This window comes from Gilliamella sp. App6-5, assembly GCF_001690525.1.
GTDB lineage: Bacteria > Pseudomonadota > Gammaproteobacteria > Enterobacterales > Orbaceae > Gilliamella > Gilliamella apicola_H.
This window is the reverse complement of the sequence record NZ_LZGT01000029.1, coordinates 34,643-59,605: the sequence shown is the minus strand read 5'-3', so window position 1 is coordinate 59,605 and position 24,963 is coordinate 34,643. Positions and strand designations below refer to the sequence as shown.

Annotated in this window: 19 protein-coding genes; 7 read left to right on the top strand and 12 right to left on the bottom strand. The window is 36.3% G+C overall.

Translation table 11 applies throughout. The features are described from left to right. The 8 genes from A9G24_RS03460 to tssB form a co-directional block, all read right to left on the bottom strand. Positions 1 to 1,657 (bottom strand): type VI secretion system Vgr family protein (locus tag A9G24_RS03460; RefSeq protein ID WP_141673048.1); only part of this gene is annotated, 1,657 nt, incomplete at its 3' end. A gap of 86 nt (positions 1,658 to 1,743) precedes the next feature. Next, positions 1,744 to 4,536, bottom strand: a complete 2,793-nt coding sequence (tssH, locus tag A9G24_RS03455; protein ID WP_065637777.1) for a type VI secretion system ATPase TssH — start codon at positions 4,534 to 4,536, stop codon at positions 1,744 to 1,746. Positions 4,537 to 4,614: 78 nt separating this feature from the next. Then, positions 4,615 to 5,103 (bottom strand): Hcp family type VI secretion system effector, encoded by a 489-nt coding sequence (locus tag A9G24_RS03450; protein ID WP_065590676.1) that lies wholly within the window; start codon positions 5,101 to 5,103, stop codon positions 4,615 to 4,617. Positions 5,104 to 5,140: 37 nt separating this feature from the next. After that, the gene (locus A9G24_RS03445; protein WP_065637776.1) at positions 5,141 to 6,901 is read right to left on the bottom strand and encodes an OmpA family protein; all 1,761 of its coding nucleotides are present in this window, start codon (positions 6,899 to 6,901) and stop codon (positions 5,141 to 5,143) included. A gap of 10 nt (positions 6,902 to 6,911) precedes the next feature. Then, on the bottom strand, positions 6,912 to 7,577 hold the full coding sequence (gene tssL / locus A9G24_RS03440) for a type VI secretion system protein TssL, short form (RefSeq protein ID WP_065637775.1): 666 nt from the start codon (positions 7,575 to 7,577) through the stop codon (positions 6,912 to 6,914). Positions 7,578 to 7,587: 10 nt separating this feature from the next. Next, complete coding sequence (gene tssK / locus A9G24_RS03435; RefSeq protein ID WP_065637774.1) at positions 7,588 to 8,940, bottom strand: type VI secretion system baseplate subunit TssK; 1,353 nt, start codon at positions 8,938 to 8,940, stop codon at positions 7,588 to 7,590. 27 nt (positions 8,941 to 8,967) lie between these two features. After that, entirely contained in the window at positions 8,968 to 10,500 is a 1,533-nt protein-coding gene (tssC, locus tag A9G24_RS03430; protein ID WP_065637773.1) for a type VI secretion system contractile sheath large subunit, read from the bottom strand. Positions 10,501 to 10,576: 76 nt separating this feature from the next. Beyond that, the gene (tssB, locus tag A9G24_RS03425; RefSeq protein ID WP_065637772.1) at positions 10,577 to 11,077 is read right to left on the bottom strand and encodes a type VI secretion system contractile sheath small subunit; all 501 of its coding nucleotides are present in this window, start codon (positions 11,075 to 11,077) and stop codon (positions 10,577 to 10,579) included. Between the two features lie 609 nt (positions 11,078 to 11,686). Here tssB and ubiU point away from each other — a divergent pair. The 4 genes from ubiU (at position 11,687) to csdE (ending at position 15,366) form a co-directional block, all read left to right on the top strand. Further along, positions 11,687 to 12,682: a ubiquinone anaerobic biosynthesis protein UbiU gene (gene ubiU, locus A9G24_RS03415; RefSeq protein WP_065637770.1), complete on the top strand. Its 996-nt coding sequence runs from the start codon at positions 11,687 to 11,689 to the stop codon at positions 12,680 to 12,682. A gap of 158 nt (positions 12,683 to 12,840) precedes the next feature. Further along, the gene (locus A9G24_RS03410) at positions 12,841 to 13,719 is read left to right on the top strand and encodes a U32 family peptidase (protein WP_065637769.1); all 879 of its coding nucleotides are present in this window, start codon (positions 12,841 to 12,843) and stop codon (positions 13,717 to 13,719) included. Next, a complete protein-coding gene (gene csdA / locus A9G24_RS03405; RefSeq protein WP_255307223.1) occupies positions 13,676 to 14,902 on the top strand; it encodes a cysteine desulfurase CsdA in 1,227 nt (408 codons plus the stop codon). The genes A9G24_RS03410 and csdA overlap by 44 nt, the downstream gene beginning before the upstream one ends. A 68-nt stretch (positions 14,903 to 14,970) precedes the next feature. Further along, positions 14,971 to 15,366: a cysteine desulfurase sulfur acceptor subunit CsdE gene (gene csdE / locus A9G24_RS03400; protein ID WP_065637767.1), complete on the top strand. Its 396-nt coding sequence runs from the start codon at positions 14,971 to 14,973 to the stop codon at positions 15,364 to 15,366. A gap of 41 nt (positions 15,367 to 15,407) precedes the next feature. On the opposite strand, the gene dolP is transcribed toward csdE, so the two are convergent. Next, positions 15,408 to 15,986, bottom strand: a complete 579-nt coding sequence (dolP, locus tag A9G24_RS03395; RefSeq protein ID WP_065637766.1) for a division/outer membrane stress-associated lipid-binding lipoprotein — start codon at positions 15,984 to 15,986, stop codon at positions 15,408 to 15,410. A 239-nt stretch (positions 15,987 to 16,225) separates the two neighbouring features. Between dolP and A9G24_RS03390 the strand changes: the two genes are divergently transcribed. Together A9G24_RS03390 and A9G24_RS03385 are read left to right on the top strand one after the other, a co-directional pair. Further along, positions 16,226 to 16,924: a DUF1266 domain-containing protein gene (locus A9G24_RS03390; protein ID WP_065637765.1), complete on the top strand. Its 699-nt coding sequence runs from the start codon at positions 16,226 to 16,228 to the stop codon at positions 16,922 to 16,924. Then, positions 16,921 to 19,623 carry a J domain-containing protein gene (locus tag A9G24_RS03385; RefSeq protein WP_065637764.1) on the top strand — a complete coding sequence of 901 codons (2,703 nt, stop codon included), beginning with the start codon at positions 16,921 to 16,923 and terminating at the stop codon, positions 19,621 to 19,623. Before A9G24_RS03390 ends, A9G24_RS03385 begins: the two co-directional genes overlap by 4 nt. A 66-nt stretch (positions 19,624 to 19,689) precedes the next feature. Here A9G24_RS03385 and A9G24_RS03380 read toward each other — a convergent pair whose 3' ends face one another. The 3 genes from A9G24_RS03380 to xthA form a co-directional block, all read right to left on the bottom strand. Further along, entirely contained in the window at positions 19,690 to 21,360 is a 1,671-nt protein-coding gene (locus A9G24_RS03380; RefSeq protein ID WP_065637763.1) for a molecular chaperone HscC, read from the bottom strand. A gap of 125 nt (positions 21,361 to 21,485) precedes the next feature. Continuing rightward, a complete protein-coding gene (gene xseA, locus A9G24_RS03375) occupies positions 21,486 to 22,820 on the bottom strand; it encodes an exodeoxyribonuclease VII large subunit (protein ID WP_065637762.1) in 1,335 nt (444 codons plus the stop codon). 39 nt (positions 22,821 to 22,859) lie between these two features. Next, positions 22,860 to 23,666, bottom strand: a complete 807-nt coding sequence (gene xthA / locus A9G24_RS03370) for an exodeoxyribonuclease III (protein ID WP_065637761.1) — start codon at positions 23,664 to 23,666, stop codon at positions 22,860 to 22,862. Positions 23,667 to 23,782: 116 nt separating this feature from the next. On the opposite strand from xthA, the gene tyrA reads away from it, so the two are divergent. Then, a complete protein-coding gene (gene tyrA / locus A9G24_RS03365; RefSeq protein WP_065637760.1) occupies positions 23,783 to 24,904 on the top strand; it encodes a bifunctional chorismate mutase/prephenate dehydrogenase in 1,122 nt (373 codons plus the stop codon). The last annotated feature ends 59 nt before the right edge of the window (positions 24,905 to 24,963 follow it).

Below are 24,963 nucleotides of genomic sequence, written 5' to 3'. Positions count from 1 at the left end.
GAGTTTTGCCGTATTCGGTGGCCAGTTTGATATGCTCTTGCCCACGTTTGTCATCCATGCGCAGTTTGTTATTAGCCGGCGTGCGAATCACATTGCGGTGTTTGTTAATGGTGGTAACAAGGTCGGGGTGAGCACTATCATGCATCGCATGGGCGATATACGGCCGGTCAGGATTGCCCTGCATAAAGGCAATCGCTACTTCAGTGCCATCAATTAATGGGAAGTGAAAGCCATAGGTGTTGCCTGCATACGGTTTGGCTAAGCGTACCCATAAGCTTTCCGTGCCATTTTTCCACTCTTTTAAATCAAAGTTAAATTTAACCCGATAGCGCCCTTGCGGGTCGATATAGCCATAGGTGTCATGATTGGGACTGGTGACACGGGCAGGTAATGTGCCACTAACTTGTGGCCAGCGTATAGGCGCAGGGCGATAGGGTTTTAAGGCTTGATAGGGAATAGCGGTAAAGGTGAGTTCATAAGCATCAGTGCGGTTACCCTGCCCTTGTACCGTTAAAATGATGATACCGTCATTGATATCTGCCAGCGGGCTGCCGTTGAGGTTAATCCATTGACCGGGAGCAAGGTTATAGTGATTACTCTTGCCTTTGAGGATAATTTGCTGGCTAATAGCCTGTTCATGGCGAATACGGGCATACCACTGACCGCTTTCAATCTGATTATCGTCATGCCTGTTATTCTCATTAGGATTATTGCCGTTATCAGGATTAACATGGTTATCATCATCGTTATTATCGCCACTATCTTGCGGGTTTTCTTGGCCGTTACTCGCTAAGCCTTTATAGTGCTCGGCATAGCGATAGTCGCTGCCATAGGTGGTAAGGTCTTTGGGTTGGGTGTTAATCTCGCCCTGTAAATCGGCGAGGGCATCACGGTAGTTATAGTCTTGTACCTTGACAGAGGAGACCACCACTTCACTATGCAGGCTGATATCCCACACACTTTCAACGCCACTATCTGCCATGCCACTGGGTGGTTTATAGTCAATATTAGCCACCTGCGCATAACCTTGTTCATAATCACTTAACACCATCACATCACAATGATGTTCGGCGTGCGTTTCAAAGCGAAACCAGATACCGACATCGGCCAATAAGCGTTGAATAAATTCAAGGTCACTTTCTTGCCACTGAGTAATAAACTCCCGCTCAGGATAGCTGTCTTTTAACTCTAAACGGTAATCAATGCCCGTCAAACCATGACTGCGTAGCACTTCTTCAACTACACTCACCACACTTTGCTGTTGAAATATGGCACTATGTTGCCCCACTGCGAGCCGTGCTAAGCACGAGGATAACACCACCTGATAATGGGCTTCCTCTTTATTGACCGATAACTGACTAAACTCAGTAATCACCCCATGCAAGGTGCGTTTATTCGTCAACGTGGGCAAATCACTTAATGAGCGGATAGCAGAAGTTAATGGTTTGTTGATAACCGGATTAAAGGAGAAGGTCGATTTTTGATTAAGAAAGGAATCAGGCGATAAGGTTTTGTCAGTACTGGTAAAGGAGATTACATAACGCCAAGGCTGGTTTAACGACTCATTACCCTCAACATGTAAAACCGAAATCGGCGCCCCCAGCCCGTCAACCGTTAAGGTATAGCGATTATGGCTAACGCCCCCTAAGCCCGCCATTAAATCGCTAAACCTTCACCCAGTTGCTCCAGAAGACGATTAAGTTCGTTTGACATGTTGTTCTCCTACTTATTTGTTTATATTTTTTACTCTATATGACTTGTTGTTTGTTTTTTATTACTGCCTTTTTTCTCTGTTTTCGATACTTTTGAGGATGATCTTTTTACCGTTGTTGCCTTTGTTTTACTATTTTTCGTTACCCATTCAAGTACAATGCCATCTGTTTCGCTAAAGTCGAGTTGTAACGTTAGTGATTGATTGTTTTGGCTATTAACCTGCTGTAGTAACAAGTTAGAAACTACTGGTAAGATTTGTTGATTTAAAATACTATCGATATTACGAGCACCTGTATCTGGCAATAAGCAAGCTGAAACTAAGGTATCGTAAAGTTTTTGACCAACATTAAACTCTATTTTGTAATGTTTTTGTAATCGAGAGGCAACTTTATTTAATTTCATTTCAACAATTTTGCGCAGTGCAACATCATCTAATGGCTTATAAATGACAGTTTGAAAACGCGCTAATAATGCTGGTTGAAAGTGTTCGCGTATAATAGGGCGCAATAATTCTTGCTGTGTTGCAATATCGGCATTTGGCATTTCATCAAATAATGCCATTAATTCATCGCTGCCTAGGTTAGAAGTCATTAATATTAAGGTATTACGAAAATCAATTTCACGCCCTTCACCATCTCGCATAAAACCACGATCGAATACTTGATAAAATAGATTCAATACATCACGATGTGCTTTTTCGACCTCATCCAATAATACAACGCTATATGGGCGTTTACGGACGGCCTCAGTCAATATTCCACCCTGACCATAACCCACATATCCAGGTGGTGATCCTTTGAGTTGTGATACGGTATGGGCTTCTTGATACTCTGACATATTAATGGTGATCAAAGATTGTTCGCCACCGAAGAGCGTATCTGCTAAAGCTAAAGCTGTTTCGGTTTTACCTACACCAGATGGACCTACTAATAAGAATACTCCCATCGGCGCATCTTCTGAGGTTAGCCCAGTTTTTGCAGCACGAATCCGTTTGGCAATGTCAAAAAGCGCGTTATCTTGACCAACAACACGTAAACGCAAATCATCTTCTAACATAAGCAAATGGCTTTGTTCATCTTTTAATAGACTTTCTAATGGCACTCCGGTCCAATCGGCAATAATTGAAGAGACAATTCGGCTATCAACATCAAGTGACAATAAAGGGAAACTTTTTTGTAGTTCACTTAATTTTTGCTGTGTTGCAATCAGTTGCTTTTGAATTTTTTTATCTTGTTTTAGTGTTAATTTTTGTCGTAACTCAATTAGTGTTTCAACAAGTTTTTTCTCTTTTTCAAATTGTATTTGTTGATTGGTTAATGTTTCTTGTAGTTCGCCTAGTTGTAAATCGATTTCCCTCATACGATCTGTTGATAGCTGTTCGCCTAATACTAAATCGGCTTCTATTGCTTCTTGTTCTATTGTCAATGAGGCAATTTTGGCTTCAAGCAACGTGATTGATTCAGGAATTGTATCAAGCCCCATGCGAACCCGAGCTGAAGCAGTATCAAGCAGATCAACGGCTTTATCTGGCAGCTGACGACCACTGATATAACGTCGAGAAAGCGAAACCGCTGTTTTAACAGCTTCGTCCAGTATATGTACACCATGGTGTTTTGCGTATCGTGATTTTAAACCACGTAGCATAAGACAGGCTTTCTCGTCATCAGGCTCATCAACTTTAACAATTTGAAAACGACGCTCCAACGCGGCATCTTTTTCAAAATATTGTTTGTATTCAGACCATGTTGTAGCAGCAATTGTACGTAACTCACCCCTAGCTAGCGCCGGTTTTAATAAATTTGCTGCATCAGCCCCACCGGCTGAATTACCTGCACCAATAATGGTGTGTGCCTCATCAATAAAAAGTAATATTGGGTTTGGTGATTGTTGAACAGCCTCAATCACATTTTTTAATCTTTGTTCAAATTCACCTTTTACGCCAGCACCAGCTTGTAGTAAGCCAAGATCAAGCATTAATATGCTAACTTTTTCAAGGTTCTTAGGCACGTTGCCTTCTGCAATACGTAGTGCCAGTCCTTCAACTAATGCCGTTTTACCTACGCCTGGTTCCCCCACTAAGATTGGGTTATTTTTGCGACGACGAGATAAAATATCGATCATTTGCCTTATTTCACTATCGCGACCAAATACAGGATCAATTTTACCTGTTTTCGCTTTTTCGGTAATATCTTCAGTAAATCGACTAAGCGCTGCTTGATAATGTTTTTGTTGCACAGCTTGTTGTTGGTTATTTTTAGTATCAGCTGTTTGTGAATCCTGATTAGTATCAATTTTTGATTGGGCGGTACTATCAATATCATTATTTGAATGATAGCTGTATTGATTTACGGGGCTTTCATCTGATGTTTCATTTAATTGAGTGCGCATTTTTTTTAATGACACAACGGATAAGCTAAGCAATTGCCATGCATCTTGTGCTTTTAAGCAATGAGGCATCTCTTGTAGCACTTGTAAAATATGTACTGAACGAATAACATCTTCTTGATCTTCAAGTGAAGCCTTTAACCATGCTGATTGTAATACCGCAATCAACGATGACGATAAACTAGGTTTTGTATTAATTGTGTGTGGTAAAATATCTAAATAATTCAATAATCCTTGCCAGACTTTGTCCATATCTAGTTGGTAATGTCTTGCAATAAATGAAATATCACCTGCGCCTTGTTCTAATAATTTTAATAACCAATGTTCAAGTGTGATTTCTGGATGTGCTCTCGTTTGACATAATTCTGCCGCAGCTTCAAGTGCTCTTGCACAATACGGATTGAGTCGCCTTAATAAAACAGAAGGATCGGCAATCATTACTATTCCTTTCGTTATGTTATTGTTTATAAAAAAAATGTTGATTCTACCATTACGGCAGAATCAACAAAAACCACATTAGGCTCTACTTTCAACCCAGCTATCTGAGTGAATGATGTTGCCATCTTTATAAGTCCAAGTGATTTTTTCGTAACGTAGCTCAATACGCTCTAAATGATTGTATTGTTCTTTTGTTGGATCTTTAATATTGTGCATTTCAGGTTTAATAGAAACAATTTTTACGTTATCCATTAATGTATTGAAATATTCAATTTCCTGACCTGCATCATTAATTTTGTACCATTTGATTTCAACAGACTTTAAGTTTTGGCCTGTAGTTACAGCTTTGTAAAGATAAGGTGATGAAGCATCAACTTCTTTAACAAATTCAAGTGCTTTATGAACGCGAGTTCCGGTTAATTTACCTGTATTACCATCGGTTGGAATATAGACTTTGTGATCAAATTCAACCACTTCAACACTACCTTCACGTCCCACTACAGTTACAGAACCTTTAATTTCTGCACCACCATCGTCTTTTAAAAACATATACGCTGGAACTGCCATTGTTTTTACTCCTTTTTTTGATTTTTACTAAACACTCTTAGTTTTCATTTGCCAAAATACAATTTGACATTTGAGGAACTAAGCTAATTTCTACTCGCCGGTTTTGTGCACGACCTTCCAGAGTGTCGTTACTAACTAGCGGTTTTTTTGCTCCATACCCTTGTATTGCAAAACAGGTTTCAGGGATATCACTGGCTTTTATAATCCAGTTTCGTACTGCTGTTGCACGCTCAAGTGATAATTGAATATTTTTATTTTCATCACCAGTGGAGTCGGTATGCCCTGCAACTAAAATAAGCCACCCTGTTCCGTGGTTAGCATTGATTTGTTTTTTCATTTCAACTAACGCATTAACTAATATTTTGGTTGAATCTGATTTTAAGCTTGATTGGCCACTTTCAAATAATGCTAAACTATCTAGACGAATCACGGGCGGTACTTCTTTCATGATAACTTTTTCTTGTTTAATAATAATTTTTTCTGGCTCTGGTGGTTTAGCAACATAATCACTCATAGAGACATTTAAAGGCTCAAGTAATTGTTGTCCATGATAAAGCCCCATACCTAAACGAATAGGTTCCCCCTGAGCTAAATATTGATTTAACATTGTTCTATCGTCTTTAAGTAACTCAAGTGCTTGTCGCTTTTCTTCATAACTGTCCATAGAAATTAAATGGTAATGTCGAATATCATTTTGTATTTGATCGGAAAGTTTAATATTGTTCCAAAAAGATGCGCCTAAGCATCCCATAATAAATATGGATGTGATCGTAATTAATCCACAGACCATCGTGGCAATAGGCGAAAATGGGTAAGCTATTGGCATAAATTTAATTAAGGAATCGGGCGGACTTACATTATCTTCAATTTTATGGTTATTTGGCAGTAGTAAAGTTGTGATACTTTCCCATTGTTTTTGCATAATATTGTTATTTACAATAGATTGATTTATAGGATAAATCGCTATCCCTGTTGGCTTACATTTTGCAATAGGCTGTTTTGGATCAATTAATGTTGATAATACGACTTGTTCAATCCAAGATTGTGTTTCGTTTAGCAGTGGTCTTAATCGTAATCGTCTTTCCCGTTCGCTTGAAGGCGTTTTAATATCATTAACCCAATTATTTAGAGGCGATAAATAACGATCAAGCAGAAATAATTTGTGATCGACTAATTGGAACCAAGAAACAGGTAATGGATTTTGTTCATCATAAATTAAATTATTTAGACCAATATGTGTCGATAAATAAACAGGCAGTTGATATTTTGCAATGCGACATGTATCTGCCCATGATTGACGAAATGCCTGCAATTTAGCAATGAATAATCCTTGTTTATCCTCAAGTTCAGGCGTTAAAGCAAGAAATATGCCTACTCGCCCTATCATATCTGGCCATTTTGCGATTAATGAATCATAAACGATAGGTAAATGAGAATATTCTTCAACATAAATCCATACCGCTTCGGATGAAATAACAATATTCGATTCTGCTATGGATAGATCTTTAGGAAAAAAGTTTTTTGCTGCGCTACCAGTTACCAATAAGATAGGTAATCGATAGCGTTGCCTTGCCGGTAATAAGTCAAGCTTTTGGGTTAAAAAATCAATATTTGTTGTTGATAAAGCAAGCATTCGCTGATAGCGTTGCATTCGCCATAGCAACCCACCTGCAATAACTAAAACTAAAACCGTACCAATAATTTTCCAACCGACTGTTATTGGTAAAAATACAAATAGTAACAATAAGCTTAATATAGCAGCATAAATGATTTGAATTCGTTTAGGGTAATCGCTCATAAATTCCCCTTTAACCTACAATTTTTTTAATCAACGTATCAAGTCGATAATCTAATAAAAAGTAAAGAACAATAACCAACAAAACGGATAACGCAGTACAAGATAACAGCATCGTTTTGCGTCCTAAATAACGATAAGTTTTGGTTTGTTCAATAATAGGATGAGATTGTTCTGGCTCGTACTCCCGTACAGCTTCACGCAGGGCTAAAACCAAGTGTTCCCTTTCCATTTGAGGTTTATCAAGATAGCACCCTTGAAAGCCAAGCCCAAGCACTCTGTCAAAGCAATTTAATACTAATGGATCTTTTTTATCTGCTTTTAAGCGTCCGCGAATTTTTTCAAATAAATCATAACCAGCATTATGTGTATTAAAAAAGATGACTTGTAATGGTGCGCCTAACCACTCATCATAATCTTGTTTTTCGGGGTTATCACGATGGCGAAGTAATACTGTTTCATCTAATAATGCACATAAAGCATAACTTATATCATCAATCACATCTTGACTATATTGTGCCTTATATAACGTCTCACGAACGGTCGTCACTTGCTGTTTACAAAGTTCATATAATTTATGCCCTGATGGAATATCCGCTTTCGCTTTTAATTGGACAACAACTAATATTGAATCTCGTAATAATTCATCAATGACTATTGTTTGTGGTTCTATACTCATAATCTTGACCCTATGATCGCAAAACTGCGAAAAGTTCTAGTGAAATATCTGGCATTGCCCTTGGTACATAAAACTCACAACATCGAGTTTGCAACATATTTTTTGCTGCACTATGCGAGAGATCCAGTGCAAAATATTGATTTTCTAAACGCATAGGTATCGCCGCCGGAACATGGCTAAGCGCTTTTATTGGTATACCCGATAATGCTGAATGTATAATTTGCCTTACATCATCTGGTGCACCAGCTTTACATAATATTGGAAACTGTGATTGTAATTGGTGTCCAGGCATACTTGAACGTACAGAGAGATAAAAATCAGCATCTTCAACAAGGCGAGAATCGTTTAAGCGGCCTGTCCATAATGTATCTTTATTATGTACTAAATCAATTTTAATCACTCGAGATGGTAAGCTTTCTTCTAACAAATTACGCACTAATCCAAATAATGGTGGAAACACTTCATTAAGATTGGTGTGTTGATAAGCTGGAATTTTATCAACATCATTTGCTAATGAAAACGTTAACAATGCACCTGTTAATGCCGTTAATGTTTGGTAAAGGTTTTCTGGGTGAATAGTTGGATTATCACGTAAAAATTTAAGTTGAGGCTCAAATGTGTTTAGTGCATTTAGAAGCCAAAACAGGGATACATCAGCTATTGCAAATTCAGCCATTTGTTCGTTACGTTCATGTCTCATGCCCATTAAACGTTGACGTTTAGCCTGTATTTGGATACATAATAGTTCTAACTCTTTTATTAATGTTCCACTTTGAGTGAATAAATTAATTAGTGGAGGAAGATATTCAAAATCAAGTACAAAACGACCATTTAGATCACGCTTAAGGCATGCAATTGGACATGTTAAATAATCACTATGATCTTCAAAATCAAATAAAAAAGTTAACGCGTAACGCTCAACAGCGATTGTTTCAGCATTTTGTCCAAATAGATCTACCACTTCCACCCATTCTTGTCGATAGCGAAGTGGTCTTTCAAGTTGTTGATTGTCTTGTAGACAGTTACCCCCATTAGCTTGTAGTAATGGTATCCCAATAAATACAATGACTTCTTCACGCTCAGGTGGAACATCCGTATTTAGTGTTCTAGCTTCGGGTAATTTATCAGCCGTATCAGTATTAATTAGCACGCCATCATGAAAGCGAATACTAATAGATTCTGCCTGCAAGCGATCGATTGTCAGCGCTTGCGTATCTATGACTAATTTTTCAACACCCCATGGGTTAGCTACTGCCATAGCAGCTAACTTTTGAGAGGAAAACTGTTGCCATAACGCCTGTTGCTGAAATTGTTGAGGTGTCAAAAAGACACCTTCATTCCATAAAGGACGAAAAATTTTCATGAATCCTACCACCCAGATTTTTTGATATTAAGCTTTAGCTTTTGGCATTTGTGATACCATCGATAAATTAATATCCATTCCTTCAACCTGGAAATGTGGGATTAAAAATGTTTTAACACGGAAGAATCCAGGGTTATCCTCAATATCTTCAACAATAACTTTTGCTTCTCGTAATGGATGAGATGCTTGAACTTCGTCACTAGGATCAGTCATTTCAGTCACAAGATTGCTAATCCATTTATTTAACTCAAGTTCAAGAACGCGACGATCTTTTGTTGTTCCAATATTTTCTCGCTGAATTACTTTTAAATAATGAGCAATACGTGATAATAAGAAAATATATGGTAAGCGTGCATTAATACGGCTATTTGCTGTTGCTTCTTTTGTATCATATAGCGCTGGTTTTTGTGCCGAATTCGCAGAGAAGAAACAAGCATAATCTCTATTTTTATAGAAAGAGAGCGGTATAAAACCTAAATTAGCAAATTCAAATTCACGTGTTTCTGGGATAAGAACTTCAGTTGGAATCTTAACTTGGTTGCCTGTACCTAAATCGTAAAGATGGATAGGTAAATCTTCGACAAGTCCTCCAGCTTGTGGACCTCGAATTTGTACACACCAACCATTACGAATAAAACTTTGTACCATGTTAGCTGCAAAAGCATACGAAGCGTTAGCCCATAAATAACGACTATGTTCAATGCCTTTAACATCTTCAATATAGTTAAAACTACGGACAGGTACTGTATCAGGACCATAAGGTAAACGAGCTAATACTCTTGGTAAAGTTAAGCCAACATAACGTGAATCATCCGTTTCGCGGAAACTGTTCCATTTTGTATATTCAGCTCGATCAAAATAATTTGCAATATCTTTAATTGCAGCAACTTCTTCCATGGTTTCTTTGCCAAAGAATTTTGGACCGACAGAACCAACAAATGGCATATGAGCCGCAGCTGCAACTTTTGAAATATTACGTAATAAAGCAATATCTTGTGGACCACGATCAAACTCATAATTCGAGATAGTTACACCTATTGGTTCTCCACCCGGTGTATCATATTCTTGAATATAGGTATGACGATAAAAACCCGTTTGGATGATTTCTGGTGCATCTTCAAAATCTTGGCGAAGATCTTCTTTTGAAGCATCTAATAATTCAATTTTTACGTTACGTCGAAAATCAGTACGATCCACTAAAAATTTTAAACCACGCCACGTCGCCTCAATTTCTTGGAAAGTTTCATTATGCATAATCGCATCTAATTGTCGGCTTAGTTTTTGGTCGATTTGGCTAATATGGTAATCCAATAAATGTTTGTCTAATTTTTCAACTTTTTGAGATGAGCTTTGAATCAATTTAAGTAAAATGTCAACAGCCATCGTGACACGCTCATCTTGTGAGGACTCAAATAATACATCATTATCTTCGTATTTATCGATCTCACCAGCTTTTTGGATTGGATTTAAATTTATTTTATTAAATAAAGATTGGTAGACACTACCATTATCTTCTAAAACGGTTTGGCTAACACTTTTTTGTTCTGTTTTTTCGTTCATTGCTTTTTTCCTTATTGTTCATCAATAACGATATAATTTATTTCGAAAGTAACTGAGATAATTTATTAAAAAACACTTATTTTGTGCTTTTAGATACAATTGATTCTAATTCTGCACGAAGCTCATCAGATAATTGTTCATCTTTAACAATTTTCTCTAGTTCGTAACGAAATGTAGCGTTGTCTAGTAAGTTAGATTTCAAATCTCTTAATAAATTACGCATAGCAAGCAAAGAACGAAGCTGAGGAATGTTTCTTGCAACTTGTTCAGGTTTAAAATCATTCATTGATTCAAAAGCGAGTTCTACACTAATATCGCTACCATCATCAGCAAGAGTATTTGGTACACTAATTTTGGCAGAAGGTCTAAATTCTTTTAATACTGCATCAAAATTATTTTTATTAATGGATACTTTCTCTTTTTCTGAAAGTGGGCGTTTGTCTTTACCACGACCATAATCACCAATAGATAAAATTTTTAAAGGTAACTCAATTTTCTTTTGGGCCCCACCAGTATGAAGATCTAGTTGAATATTAACACGAGCAGGAGGTACTTCGTTTTGATAGCTATTTGACATATTTGATTCCTTATGAAACACGAATAAATTGATAATTTCTTAAATAATATAAATAGATAATCTTTATGATATAATAAATCACGCTATTTTTCTACAAATATTAATAAAATTCCAAATATTATTAATATTTTATAAGTAAAAAGCTAAATATCTCAATCATAAAAAAAATTGTAAAAATTTGATAAATAATGAATTATTTTTATACAACACCTATATTTGTAAGGATATTACCGAGTATAAAAACAAAGCAAATGCGAAATATTTTTAAATCTTTAATTTTATATTTTTTATTCACATTATAAATATTACCATATATCTTATTTTTGTTCTTAACCAGATTTCTATTTATACTGATGATAAAACATACAATTAGATATGGTATAAAATATTTCCCAATAATGCCGTTCCAAGCGTAACACATGTAATGGCTTATACTGCTATTTTTACCAGTCATTGTTATTCATATAATTTGTAGGAATTACTGTTTATACAATAAACCAAGCATCTGATGTTTTTTTAGCTAACACTATCGCTTTCTATTCGCATTACACTCGGAATTATTGCATAATACACAGCGTATAAATTACCGAAATTAAGTTAGGAATAATTATGGAACTTCTTTGTCCAGCAGGATCTTTACCGTCACTAAAAGTGGCCATTGATAACGGTGCTGATGCTGTTTATATTGGTTTGAAAGATGACACCAATGCCCGTCATTTTGCTGGTTTAAATTTTAATGAAAAGCGATTGTTAGAAGCTTCAGATTATGTACATAAACGCGGTAAAAAGTTACATATTGCCATTAATACTTTTGCTCATCCTGAAAATTTCCAACGTTGGCAACATGCTGTCGATACAGCTGCAAATATTGGTGCTGATGCGTTAATTATTGCTGATCTTGCCATGCTTGATTATGCGGCTGGAAAGTACCCTGATCTTGAGCGTCATGTTTCTGTGCAAGCGTCTTCAACCAATGAAGAATCGATTAAGTTTTACTATAACAACTTTCAGGTACATCGTATTGTGTTACCGCGTGTACTTTCGATGCATCAAGTTAAGCAACTATCACAAGTTTCTCCTGTTCCGCTAGAAGTATTTGCTTTCGGCAGCCTGTGCATTATGGCGGAAGGACGTTGTTATTTATCATCCTATTTAACTGGTGAATCACCCAATACAGTTGGGGCTTGTTCGCCAGCTAAATTTGTTCGCTGGGAAGAGACCGAAAAAGGGCTTGAGTCACGACTCAATAATGTGTTAATTGATTGCCATAAAAAAGGTGAAAATGCGGGTTACCCAACGCTATGCAAAGGGCGTTATTTTGTTGGCGATAAGCTTTATCATCCAATCGAGGAGCCAACCAGCTTAAATACCATTGAGCTATTACCTGAACTATTTGCTGCTAATATTGCCTCGGTTAAAATTGAGGGGCGTCAGCGTAGTCCTGCTTATGTTGAACAAGTAACCAAAGTATGGCGACAAGCCATCGATCGCTATAAAGCCAATCCGCAATCATTCCAAACAGAAAAAAGCTGGATGGATACACTTGGCTCTGTTTCAGAGGGAACACAGACAACATTAGGCGCTTATCACCGTAAATGGCAATAACTTAATTTTTCTATTAAAACAAATAATTAAAAAATATACTTTTTAAATGTAATATTTCGCTTTTTATATCTTCTGTTTTTTGTAAATAAATACAGGTGATAAAGTATTATTTTTAATAATTTAATTCATTTAATATAAACAATATTGTGAGCAAAACTATGAAATACGCATTAGGACCAGTGCTTTATTATTGGCCTAAAACCACAACAGAAGCGTTTTATCATGCTGCCAAAGAAAGTGCAGCAGATGTTATTTATATGGGCGAAACGGTATGTATCAAACGCCGTGAAATGAAAGTTGCCAATTGGATTGAACTGGCAAAAGAAATTGCTAAATCGGGTAAACAAGTAGTACTTTCAACCCTAGCGTTACTTGAAGCGCCATCAGAATTAAACGATTTACGACAATTAGTCAATAACGGCGATTTTTTAGTCGAAGCAAATGATTTAGCTGCCATTAATATTGCGCAAGAGCATAAATTACCATTTGTTGCAGGCCCAGCTATTAACTGTTATAACGCATTAACTTTAAAATTATTACAAAAACAAGGGATGGTGCGTTGGTGTATGCCGGTTGAGCTTTCTCGTGATTGGTTAACCAATGTACTTAATCAATTTGAAAATTTAAATATTAAGCGAAATTTTGAAGTTGAAATATTCAGTTATGGTTATTTACCTTTAGCTTATTCAGCGCGTTGTTTTACCGCTAGATCAGAAGACAAGCCTAAAGATAAATGTGAAACATGTTGCATTAATTATCCCGTTGGGCGTGAAGTGTTCTCGCAAGAACAGCAAAAAGTATTTGTGTTAAACGGTATTCAGACTCAAAGTGGTTATTGTTATAACTTAGGCAATAATCTTAAAGAGATGAAAGGATTAGTGGATATTGTTAGAATTTCACCACTTGGTCTTGAAACGCTCGATATTGTCAAACGTTTCAAAGCTAATGAAGATGGATTAAATCCGCTACAAATTGAACATAAACGAGATTGTAATGGTTACTGGAATGGTATTGCCGGACTTGAACTTACCCAATAAGCATTTTGTGCCTGAGCAATTTAGGGCGGATTTTCCTGCGCTTAATAGTGAAAGCGTCTATCTTGATTCGGCAGCAACCGCACTTAAACCACAAGTGATGGTTGATGCAACGCTTGCCTACTATTTAGAAAATACCGCAACAGCTCAGCGTAGTTTGTATAATACCGCCCTGCAAGTCACCGCAACAATTGATAAAGCAAGGCAAAATGTTGCTGATTTAATTCATGCTAATAGCAGCTCTGAAATTATCTGGACACGGGGTGCAACTGAATCAATTAACTTAGTCGCGCAAAGCTATGCGCGTCTATTGCTACAACCTAATGATGAAATTATTGTGAGTGAGTTAGAGCATCATAGTAATTTATTACCTTGGCTAATTGTTGCAAAGCAAATGGGTGCTAAAGTCATAAAATGGTCATCAGATATTGATGAATTATCATCGCTACTGTCAACAAAAACCAAAATTGTTGCAATAACCCAAATGTCAAACGTCACTGGTTTTTGCCCTGATTTAGCTACAATTAGCCACATTGTTCATCAACATAATGCGGTTTTAGTTGTTGATGGTGCGCAAGGCATTGTTCATCATGCGCTTGATGTCCAGCAATTAAATATCGATTTTTATGCTTTTTCAGCCCATAAATTGTATGGACCAACGGGTCTTGGTGTTTTATATGGTAAAAAGTCCTTACTTGAACAAATGTCGGTTTGGCATGGTGGCGGAAAAATGCTAAAAAGCGCTTCATTTGATGATTTTATTCCTGAAGATCTTCCCTATAAATTTGAAGCAGGCACACCCAATATTGCTGGCATTCTTGGCTTTAACGCAACACTTGAATGGTTAAAAAGTTGGGATAATAAGCAGCAAGCAGAAAACTACACAAAGCGACTCGCTGACTACGCAAAATCACAACTAAACCAATTTGCGGATATTCAATTTTATAGTGTGGATAGTAGCCCGATTATTACGTTTAATATCAATGAGATTCATCATAATGATATTGCTATCTTATTAAGTGAACAAAATATTGCGATCCGCACTGGTGAGCTTTGTGCCCAGCCTTTGATGAATAAATTAGGATGCCACGGAGCGGTTCGTGTTTCATTGATGCCATATAATAATCAGCAAGATGTGGATAAATTTATTTCAGAGTTGCAAAATGCAATTGAAATATTAGTGTGATTTTATACTGAAACGTATAGTTTCCTGAAACTTTTTTACAAGCAGTTAACCGTAAATAGGTCAATATTATGCTATCACAGCAAAGCTTAACCGAATTATTTGCAAAGCAACGTACTTGGCAAGATCGCTATCGACAATTGGTAATGCTAGCAAAGCAATTACCTGATTTTCCTGAACAGCTAAAGATAGCGCAAAATCAAATTAATGGTTGCGAAAACCGAGTTTGGCTGATTTATCAAAAACAAGCAGATAATACCTATATTTTTAGTGGCGATAGCGAAGGGAGAATTGTGAAAGGGCTATTAGCCATTTTAATCATCATTGCCAATCACAAAACAGCACAAGAAATTGCAGCTATCGATTTTCAATCCCTATTAAGTCAGTTAAAAATTTCCGATGAGCTAAGCCAATCACGTTTGCAAGGGCTTGCTAAATTAATTGAGCACATAAAATCGGTTGCATAAAAAAGGGGCTAATGCGCCCCCTGTCTTTTATATAGTTACCGTTAATTTTCGGTATAAGTGTAAAGTGTGATGACTTTTTTTACACCACTGACTTTACTTGCAATTTCAGCTGCTGCTTTACCTTCTTCTGGGGTAACAATTCCAATTAAAAACACTTCGCTGTTTTCGGTTACCACTTTAATTTTGCGAGCTTTTGTTTTGGCATCTAAAACTAACCGAGATTTAACTTGAGTAGTTATCCAAGTATCATTAGTAATAGTCACTGCCCCAACAGGTTCCCCAATACGAATTTGGTTATAGACTTTTTTTACCCCTTCAACTTGATAAGCAAGCCTTTCTGCTTGTTCAACTTGTTCACTATTGGCTTGTCCAACTAAAAGGATATTACCACCATAAGTACTCGAAACAATACGCGAGCCAATAAACAAAGGTCCATGGTCTTTAATTTTTATACCCATGCGTGAACTAAGTGTTGTATCATCAACTTGGGTGCCAGTGGTACGAGGATCTGTAGCAACTTTTGCTGTTGCACCTGCGCCAACACCAATAACTGCAGCAACGCAACCTTGTAATGTTAATGTACAAAATATTAACATTATCATTAAGGTCATTTTTTTCATTATCACTCCTTATGACTTATTACTTAGTAATAATCAAATTCCAATAAATTTACCATTATTATGCCTTGTAGATATTGATTTGCAAAATAATTTTATGATTTATGCAGGCTTATAACGGTATTTATATTTCATTATAACTTAGCCACACCATAAACTCCCGCCTTTAACTTCAATTTTTATTTTGGTGTAAAATCTGCTATCTTTTGATAAAAAATAAATCAGATGATTGGAATAAAAATATGAATCAAGATGTTATTGATTGGTTATATGGCTTGTCTGCGCCAATGGTTGCCTTAAGCAAGAATAATGGTGCAAGTTATACTTCACCGTTCTTTTATCCCGATCGGGATTTTATGGATATGAGTGAAAGTTGGAGAATTGATTCTCGCCAGACATTACTAAACTGTGTCTTTGATATGGTTGATGATGGGCATGCACCTTTATTATCTCAATATTATTCAATCTATTCTCGATTTTCTGAATCAGACTGGCGTGATTATTGCCAAGCACAAGATGATTATCAAAAAATATTACTAGAGTTTGTTGAACAAACTTTTTGCGTATGCGGCTATGGCGGCATTCGTAGTTGGGATTATGCACGTATGGGATATGTACTACGCAATGGCACGACCAATAAATATATTACCGAAGAAGAAGCACTATGGATTTTTTCAAGAATTGCTGCTCGTTCTCAATATTTTTATGAATCTTGGCATAACTACTTTGCGGGTTGGTCGATTGGTTTTCAATTTTGGGAATCACTCAACAATAAAGAAGATCTTGAAGTATTACGCTGTGAATTAACCCGAGCATCACAAACAAATACCATGAAAATATTAATTACCGACAAGGATTCTCCTTGCAATCGCCTGCCTTGGTATATTGAGATTGACGAACTAGAAAAGCCTGAATCACTAACGGAGTATGATTGGTCATGAGTACAAATTTTTGGCAATTGCTGGGTATAGATCAAACACAAGATACAACTGTTATTCGTCAAGCCTATCGTGCAAAATTACCCTCATATCATCCTGAAACGGATCCTGACGGGTTTAAAGCATTGCGCGAAGCTTACGAATCGGCAATGAATTATGCAAATTCGCCCAAAACAGCCGTTGACGAAACTGCACAGAAATCAGAAGAAAAAGAAGCGCCACCATTAACAGAGGAGCAAATTAAAGCGAACGAAATTTGCGATGCTTATCAAGCCCTATTAGAAGATCCACAGCGTTGCTATAACATTGATGAATGGCAAAAATTTATCGGCTCATTCTATGATTATCCCATGACAGTTATTGATTCGGTAAAATGGCGGCTATTAGAGTTAAGTTACGAAACAACAAATATATCCGAATCATGTGTCAAAATTTTAGCCGATAATTTGCGCTGGCGTCAGCAATTGATGACACAATTCACTGATGAATTTGAAAAATATGATAATTATTTAAATCACATTGAGCGTGGTGATTTATTTGATTACACATGCTTGCCAACAACCAATAAAACACTACAAAATGCAACTATCGATTATATATATAATGCCAAATGGTTATTTTGGGAACGTAGATCTGAAGATGTTTATGCATTTTTATGCCAAGATACAGTTATTTACCTTCCTAATGATAAAAAATTTATGCTCGAATTTGCTCATTGGCACAGTGCTGCGAGCCTAAAAAATCAATCTATTTTGGATTACGCTTTAAAATGCATTGCCGAAGGCGATCAAGACGAAAATATTATTATCGAGTGGAAATATATTGCTGCCATCCAATATACTTTGCTTGAAGATAAACAAAATGCCTTACAGGCTTGGTTAGAATTGTATTATTCAGGTCATTATCAACAAAAAATAGAAAGCTGGATAGCAGGTTGGTGTGTTTATTTTGAAAAAAATTACTTTCCATTATTAGTTATGGCGCTGAATAATAGTTATTGTGTCGCTGTCGATAAAACAGAAAATTATTTGCATACTATTCCGCAAATTACTGCAACCACAACGGCACGATTAGCAGGGTTAGAAGATATCGATGAATATCCAAAAGAAATTGTCGACTTTGTTAATTGGGCTTTGAGTACAAACTGGAATTATAAACAAGTCTTATCAATATTGTTACTTGATGATGGTGATAATCGATTATATCGTTTATATCGACATGCTATTATGTTGCGCCATGGTAACGAAAGATTATTACAAGAAATTTTAGATGAGCAAAGCGATGATCCATTTGAACAATTTATTTTGCAACATTTACAACGCCAAGCACGACAACATCTTGCATGGCTGGCAGAACTTTCACCCGTGCAAGAATTTAAAACATGGTTATTTGATAATAATGAAAATGCTCAACTTCCACCTCAATTCGATCCCGACGAGAATGGCAAGCAAGTTTTATATGGTCGTTTATGGTTAGATAGATTTGAAGATATCCCTGATATTGCTCAATCACATTTATATCAAAGCTTTCGTTATTCAAATATGGAGATGTTTGATGGGGTTACATTTTTAAAATTTAATAATTATTATCAACTACCAAAATCTCCAGATCTTTCGGTTATTGCTAATAATAAAGAAGCTTATTGGCAATGGTATCGTTGGTATTTATTAGTAATTGCAATTTTTTGGGAACCAATAGAAACTGCAAAATATCTTCGACAAGAAAATAATACTTTTATTATTGATGAAAATAACCCATTTAAACCATTAATAGAGATATTTAAGCATGGTAACTGGCAAAATGAAACAGAGCTGTATAATCTGATTAATAATGATAGCAGACTAATTAATTGTGTTTTAAACAATTATCAAAATTCGATTGAATGGTTTATTGATGCGCCTCACTTTATTGATTTTGACGATATTGAGCAAAAAATGGAGCACACATGGACACAAAAACTGGTGAATAGAAATCCAATTTATTTAATGCTGTTATACATAATTGTATTAAATAAACCTGAGCAAAAAAACAAATTAGATACAATTTTACAAGATATTACTGGTGATAATAAAGAGTTAATAAAAATAGCCAAAAATTTGCAAAATAATTGGATTACACCACCTTTTGATAGCAAAGAAAAATACAGTTATACTCAACAAGTTGATGAAATAATAACACTTGCTGAACGTTTGTCTAACTATTACGGTATATGCGATGAAAGTGAACTTGAAATGTTAGACAAGTTTAAAAACAGCTGTGACAATGATTTAGTCTTACGGCTTTGTGCGGCATTACTTATAGCAAAACATCGTGAAAATCAAGAAAAACTGGAATCACAGCCATTACCTAAAAATAAATGGTGGCAGTTTTGGCATTGGAAAGGACGAACTAATATAAAAGGTTTTATTATACAATTATGTTGTAGCTTCATAGTGTTAGGATTGATGACCGTACTTAACAACAATTTTGAATTGAATAGTCCTACTTTTTCTATAATTTGTTATTCCATTGCTGTAACCAATATGGTTTTTGCTTTAAAACGACGTTTTAATGATATCTATAGAGGGCAACCACTCATCGGTTTTGTGGGCGAAATATTGGTTTTTTCCTTATTTTTTGCGCCATTTTGGGTTTCTGGCATCAAACATACTAACCGTTTTGGACCACCAGTAGAAAAAACAACCAAAGAAAAGGAAAAGTGAACAAAATAAAGTCCTCTTTTTTATCTCTAAAAAAGAGGACTTTTTATATTTTTAAAATTCTACTAGTTATCGATTTAGATCTTGTAGATTAGATTCAATTTCACAACGAATTTCGTTAATTTCTTCAGGGTTTTGTCTATTTAATACTTCCATAAAAACTTCGATATATGATCCAATTAATAGTCGTTCATCACCCAATGATTGTGCCCATGCTCGTTCTAATCTAGCTAATAATGTACGATTTGGCATTTCATCACGGGGATGAATTTTAAGCGTTTTCAAGCGTTCATGACTTTCTTGTTTTTGTTTGTCAGTTAATCCAATTGGACTATGATCAATCACTTTGCCATGTTGCTTACCTGTTTCAAGCAAAACCACATCAACTTCTAATAAGCCATTTAGATCATAACTAAAGCGAACATCAATCCCTTGTGTTTTTTCCATTGGCGTTAGAGGCACTTCAAATTCATCAATTAAAACATTATTTTCAACACGTGGATTTTCACCTTGGTAAACCGAAATACATATCACCTTTTGTTGAGGATGAGTTGTATAAAATGTTTTTACTTTCGAAGTTGGTACAATAGTATTACGTTCAAGAATGGGTGAAAATAACCCACTGACATTATTTGAACAACTTTCAATCCCAAGAGTATAAGGACACACATCGGTGAGAATGACTTCTTCTACATCTTTATTACGCAATCGGCAAGCAGCTTGAACAACGGCACCTTGAGCGACAATTGTAGTTGGGTTTATATGACGATAAGGTAATTTTCCAAATAATTTAGTAACCAATTCGCGCACCACACCAAGTCGTGATGAACCGCCAACTAATACAATATGCTCTAGCTGATTAGGCTTTAAACGTGCATCATTTAACGCTTGTTCGACCGGTGCTCGTAAACGATTAAGTAACGGTAACCAGATCATTTTAGCTCGGCTTTCATTGAGTGCAAATTGCCACTGCTTATCTTGCCAAAACCACGTCAAATTGTGCATCTGTTCACCATTTAATTTGCATTTTAATTGCTCTGCCAAATCTAACAATCGAGCATAATCATCTGCTGGAATATCTTGTTGTTTAAGATTCCATTCACTTAAGCAAGCTTTAACAAGCGTTTGAGTAAAATCTTCACCACCTAAATAGTTATCACCTGCCGAAGCATGCACTTCAATAATTGGCATCGAATATTCAAGCACAGTCACATCAAACGTGCCACCACCTAAGTCAAATACTAAAGTATTACCTGATTGTTCTTCGTGTAACCCGTATGCCATAGCAGCTGCTGTTGGTTCATTAATTAAACGCACAGCATTTAATCCCGCTAACTCAGCAGCAAAACGAGTTTGCTTACGCTGTTCATCATTAAAATAAGCAGGCACCGAAATGACAACATCATGAATTTCTTGTTTTAAAAATGCTTCAGCATCTGCTTTAAGTGATTTTAAAACCATGGCTGAAAGTTCGGTTGGTGTAAACTTTTTGTCGCCTAATTCGAAGACTTTGTTTGAGCCTAAAAAGCGTTTAAAAGCGGCTGCGCTACGATTGGGATGCGTGGTTAAACGGGACAATGCTGCATGTCCGACTAAAATAGAATCGTCTTCATCAACACTAACTGCAGATGGTGTAACAACTTCACCAATTGAATTAGGAATGAGGAGTGGTTTACCTTCTTGCCAAACACAAATTAAACTATTTGTCGTACCTAAATCAATACCTATCGGGTAACTCATAACCCCTCTGAATAATATAATAATTTCCTATTGTTTAGATTATATACTAGTGATCACTTGAATTGCAAAAATGATGTTAAAAACTGGTAAAAACAGTTTATGAATATTCTTTAAAGATAAAGAGTTTATTCGTTAATTTCGATAATTTGACTAACCAGTTTCCCTTTCTTTAATTTTGTTATGATAAATTCCCCCACCTTAACTTGCTCACAGCGACGAACCACTGTGTTGTTTTGGTTTGTGGTAACAGAGTAACCTCGATCAAGTGTAGCCAGCGGGCTGACACTATGTAGTTGCGAAGTTTTTAACACAAATTGATGCTGTGACTTTGTTAACTTCTGATCAATTAAATTAATGAGTTGCTGCTGTTTTTGTCGAACCAATTGCCCTAAATAGGTGATGTTATTTTGTGGCGATACTCGTAATAATCGCCTATCTAAAAAATTATGGCGATTTGACTGCTTGAGAAAATATTGCTGAATATTTTCATATAATGAATGACGATAGGTTAAAAGTTGATTCAATTGTTTTTCTAATTTTGTTTGTGGATGTTGAGTCTGCAATTGATGATGCCATTTATTGAGTTTTTCTCGACACTGTATTAAATAATAATCCATTGCCATGGATAAATGTTGTTCTTTTGCTTGAATACGCTTTGTTTGATCCAAATTATCATGACTCACTAATTCGGCTGCAGCTGATGGCGTGGCCGCTCTAACATCAGCCACAAAATCGGCAATGGTAAAATCTATTTCATGTCCAACCGCACTGACAATGGGTAATTGACTAGCAAAAATAGCCCTTGCCACCACTTCTTCATTAAATGACCATAAGTCTTCCAGCGAGCCACCACCTCGTCCAACAATTAATACATCACATTCTTGGCGAATGTTGGCAATTTGAATCATTTTAGCTATTTGCCCAGCCGCTTCGCTGCCCTGCACTTGCGTTGGGTAGATAATCAAATGCAAGCTCGGATCACGGCGTTTTAATATTTGGCAAATATCATGTAGCGCAGCACCCGTTGACGAAGTGATAATCCCAACAGTGCGAATATTTTCAGGTAATGGCTGTTTATAAATAGGATCAAATAAGCCTTCATCAGACAGTTTTTGTTTTAATTGCTCAAACTTTTGCTGCAATAATCCCGCACCTGCGGGTTGAATTTTATCAATAACTAGTTGATATTCCCCGCGCGCTTCATACAATGTAACAGTTGCTCTAACCAAAACCTGCTGTCCATTTTGTGGTGTAAAACCGGCACGAAAATTACTATTACGAAACATGGCACAACGAACTTGTGCACTATCGTCCTTTAACGAGAAATACCAATGTCCTGATGATGGGCGTGAAAAGTTTGAGACTTCCCCCATTAACCAAATCTGACCAATAGCATTACAAAGCAGATCCTTAACCATTTGATTAAGATCTTTAACCGATAGAATCGAACTGTTTTGCATGCGATTATCCTTTTACAACTATATTATAACTAGACAAGTTTAAACTAAATCAAATTGAGCCCAAATTGGTGCATGATCAGATGGCTTTTCCATTGCACGAATATCATAATCAATCCCGGTTTGCTTGCAATGCGCCATCATTTTTTGGCTTGCTAATATTAAATCGATTCTTAATCCAGTATGGCTATCAAAACCTTTTGAACGATAATCAAACCAAGAATATTCAAGCTCAGTTGGATGAGCATTTCGGTAAGTATCAATAAAACCAAGCGACATTAAACTATTCATCCATTCACGTTCTTCGGGCAAAAATGAACATTTACCCGTGCGTAGCCAACGTTTACGGCTATCTTGTGAAATGCCAATATCTAAATCAGTTGGGCAAATATTCATATCTCCCATAATTAAAGATAACTGACTACTTAATTGCTGCTGGTTAATATAGGCTATTAAATCGTGATAAAAATTACGTTTAGCTGGATATTTAATTTCATGATGTAAACTTTCACCTTGAGGAAAATAACCATTAATTACCGTTAAATTGCCTTGACTAGTTGGTAATTCAACCATGATCAAACGACATTGCGCATCATCACTATCAGTAGGAAAACCACACTGTACAGACAGAGGCTTTTGCTTAGTTAATAACGCCACCCCATAGTGGCTTTTTTGTCCGTGATAATGTAAGTGATAACCAAACTGTGCTAACTCGTCAACGGGAAACTGATCGTTATGAACTTTAGTTTCTTGTAAACCAATTATATCTGGTTGGTGAGTATCAATAATTGCTGCTAACTGATGAATTCGCGCGCGAAGGCTATTAATATTAAACGAGATAACTTTCATGATTATTTTATTATGTTAGATTTAATGTTGCAGTTGCCCCATCCTACCAAAAATACGTTATACTGTTAAGCTATTACAGAAAGAGTTGTCATTTGTGATAAAAGGAATCACCAAATATGTCTACCGAATTACTTGCCTTGCGCGATAAAATCGATGAAGTTGATAAATCCATTTTATCTTTAATTACCAAGCGATTAGCATTAGTTGCCGAAGTCGGCGAAGTAAAGAGCAAACACGGTATTCCGATTTATGATCCTAAGCGAGAAGCAGACATGCTAGCAAAAAGACGACAAGAGGCTGAAAAAGCAGGCATATCCCCCGCTTTGATTGAAGATATTTTACGTCGTTTAATGCGTGAATCTTATATTAGCGAAAATGACAAAGGCTTTAAAAAAGTCTACAGTGGCCAAGGCTCGATAGTAATTATTGGGGGTAATGGGCAAATGGGGCGGTTGTTTGCTCGATTATTTACTTTATCTGGCTATCAGGTTAAAACATTAGGTTCCAAAACGATGCATCAAGCTGCCGAAGTAATTACCGATGCTGCGGCAGTGATTGTCACCGTACCGATAAACAAAACTTGCGAAATAATCAAACAATTACCGCCATTACCCCAAAATTGTATTTTAGCAGATTTTACATCCATAAAAGCCAAACCACTCCAAACCATGCTTGATAAGCATCAAGGCCCTGTAGTTGGGTTGCACCCTATGTTTGGTCCTGATGTACCCAATTTAGCTAAACAAATTATCGTTTATTGTGAAGGTCGAAATCCCGCAAAATATCAATGGTTAATTGAGCAAATGCGTATATGGGGAGCTAATTTGTGTGCCATGGATGCCAAAGAACATGACAAATGCATGTCGTTCATCCAAGCTCTGCGTCATTTTACTTCTTTTTCGTATGGTGTTAATTTACAACGTGAACATGTTGACTTAGAACAATTAATCGCACTTTCCTCGCCTATTTATCGCCTTGAATTGATGATGGTTGGGCGTTTGTTTGCTCAAGATCCCGAGCTATATGCCGATATCATTATGGCATCGGATGATAATATCGAATTAATCAAACGCTATTACGAACGATTTGGGCAAATGGTTAAATTAATTGAACAACGCGACAAAACAAAATTTATCCAGAATTTTAACGAAGTGACTACTTGGTTTGGTTCTTACGCAGAGCGTTTTATCAAAGAAAGCCAAGTATTATTAAAATTTGCCAATGATAATCGAGAGTAACTTAATACTAAGCGGTATACTTTCCTGAAAGTTTTTACAACTTAAAATATGCGTCTATC

Excerpts from the sequence above, each read along its gene's own strand:
- tssH (WP_065637777.1), bottom strand. The coding sequence starts at position 4,536 with ATGATTGCCGATCCTTCTGTTTTATTAAGGCGACTCAATCCGTATTGT.
- A9G24_RS03450 (WP_065590676.1), bottom strand. The coding sequence starts at position 5,103 with ATGGCAGTTCCAGCGTATATGTTTTTAAAAGACGATGGTGGTGCAGAA.
- A9G24_RS03445 (WP_065637776.1), bottom strand. The coding sequence starts at position 6,901 with ATGAGCGATTACCCTAAACGAATTCAAATCATTTATGCTGCTATATTA.
- tssL (WP_065637775.1), bottom strand. The coding sequence starts at position 7,577 with ATGAGTATAGAACCACAAACAATAGTCATTGATGAATTATTACGAGAT.
- tssK (WP_065637774.1), bottom strand. The coding sequence starts at position 8,940 with ATGAAAATTTTTCGTCCTTTATGGAATGAAGGTGTCTTTTTGACACCT.
- tssC (WP_065637773.1), bottom strand. The coding sequence starts at position 10,500 with ATGAACGAAAAAACAGAACAAAAAAGTGTTAGCCAAACCGTTTTAGAA.
- tssB (WP_065637772.1), bottom strand. The coding sequence starts at position 11,077 with ATGTCAAATAGCTATCAAAACGAAGTACCTCCTGCTCGTGTTAATATT.
- ubiU (WP_065637770.1), top strand. The coding sequence starts at position 11,687 with ATGGAACTTCTTTGTCCAGCAGGATCTTTACCGTCACTAAAAGTGGCC.
- A9G24_RS03410 (WP_065637769.1), top strand. The coding sequence starts at position 12,841 with ATGAAATACGCATTAGGACCAGTGCTTTATTATTGGCCTAAAACCACA.
- csdA (WP_255307223.1), top strand. The coding sequence starts at position 13,676 with ATGGTTACTGGAATGGTATTGCCGGACTTGAACTTACCCAATAAGCAT.
- csdE (WP_065637767.1), top strand. The coding sequence starts at position 14,971 with ATGCTATCACAGCAAAGCTTAACCGAATTATTTGCAAAGCAACGTACT.
- dolP (WP_065637766.1), bottom strand. The coding sequence starts at position 15,986 with ATGAAAAAAATGACCTTAATGATAATGTTAATATTTTGTACATTAACA.
- A9G24_RS03390 (WP_065637765.1), top strand. The coding sequence starts at position 16,226 with ATGAATCAAGATGTTATTGATTGGTTATATGGCTTGTCTGCGCCAATG.
- A9G24_RS03385 (WP_065637764.1), top strand. The coding sequence starts at position 16,921 with ATGAGTACAAATTTTTGGCAATTGCTGGGTATAGATCAAACACAAGAT.
- A9G24_RS03380 (WP_065637763.1), bottom strand. The coding sequence starts at position 21,360 with ATGAGTTACCCGATAGGTATTGATTTAGGTACGACAAATAGTTTAATT.
- xseA (WP_065637762.1), bottom strand. The coding sequence starts at position 22,820 with ATGCAAAACAGTTCGATTCTATCGGTTAAAGATCTTAATCAAATGGTT.
- xthA (WP_065637761.1), bottom strand. The coding sequence starts at position 23,666 with ATGAAAGTTATCTCGTTTAATATTAATAGCCTTCGCGCGCGAATTCAT.
- tyrA (WP_065637760.1), top strand. The coding sequence starts at position 23,783 with ATGTCTACCGAATTACTTGCCTTGCGCGATAAAATCGATGAAGTTGAT.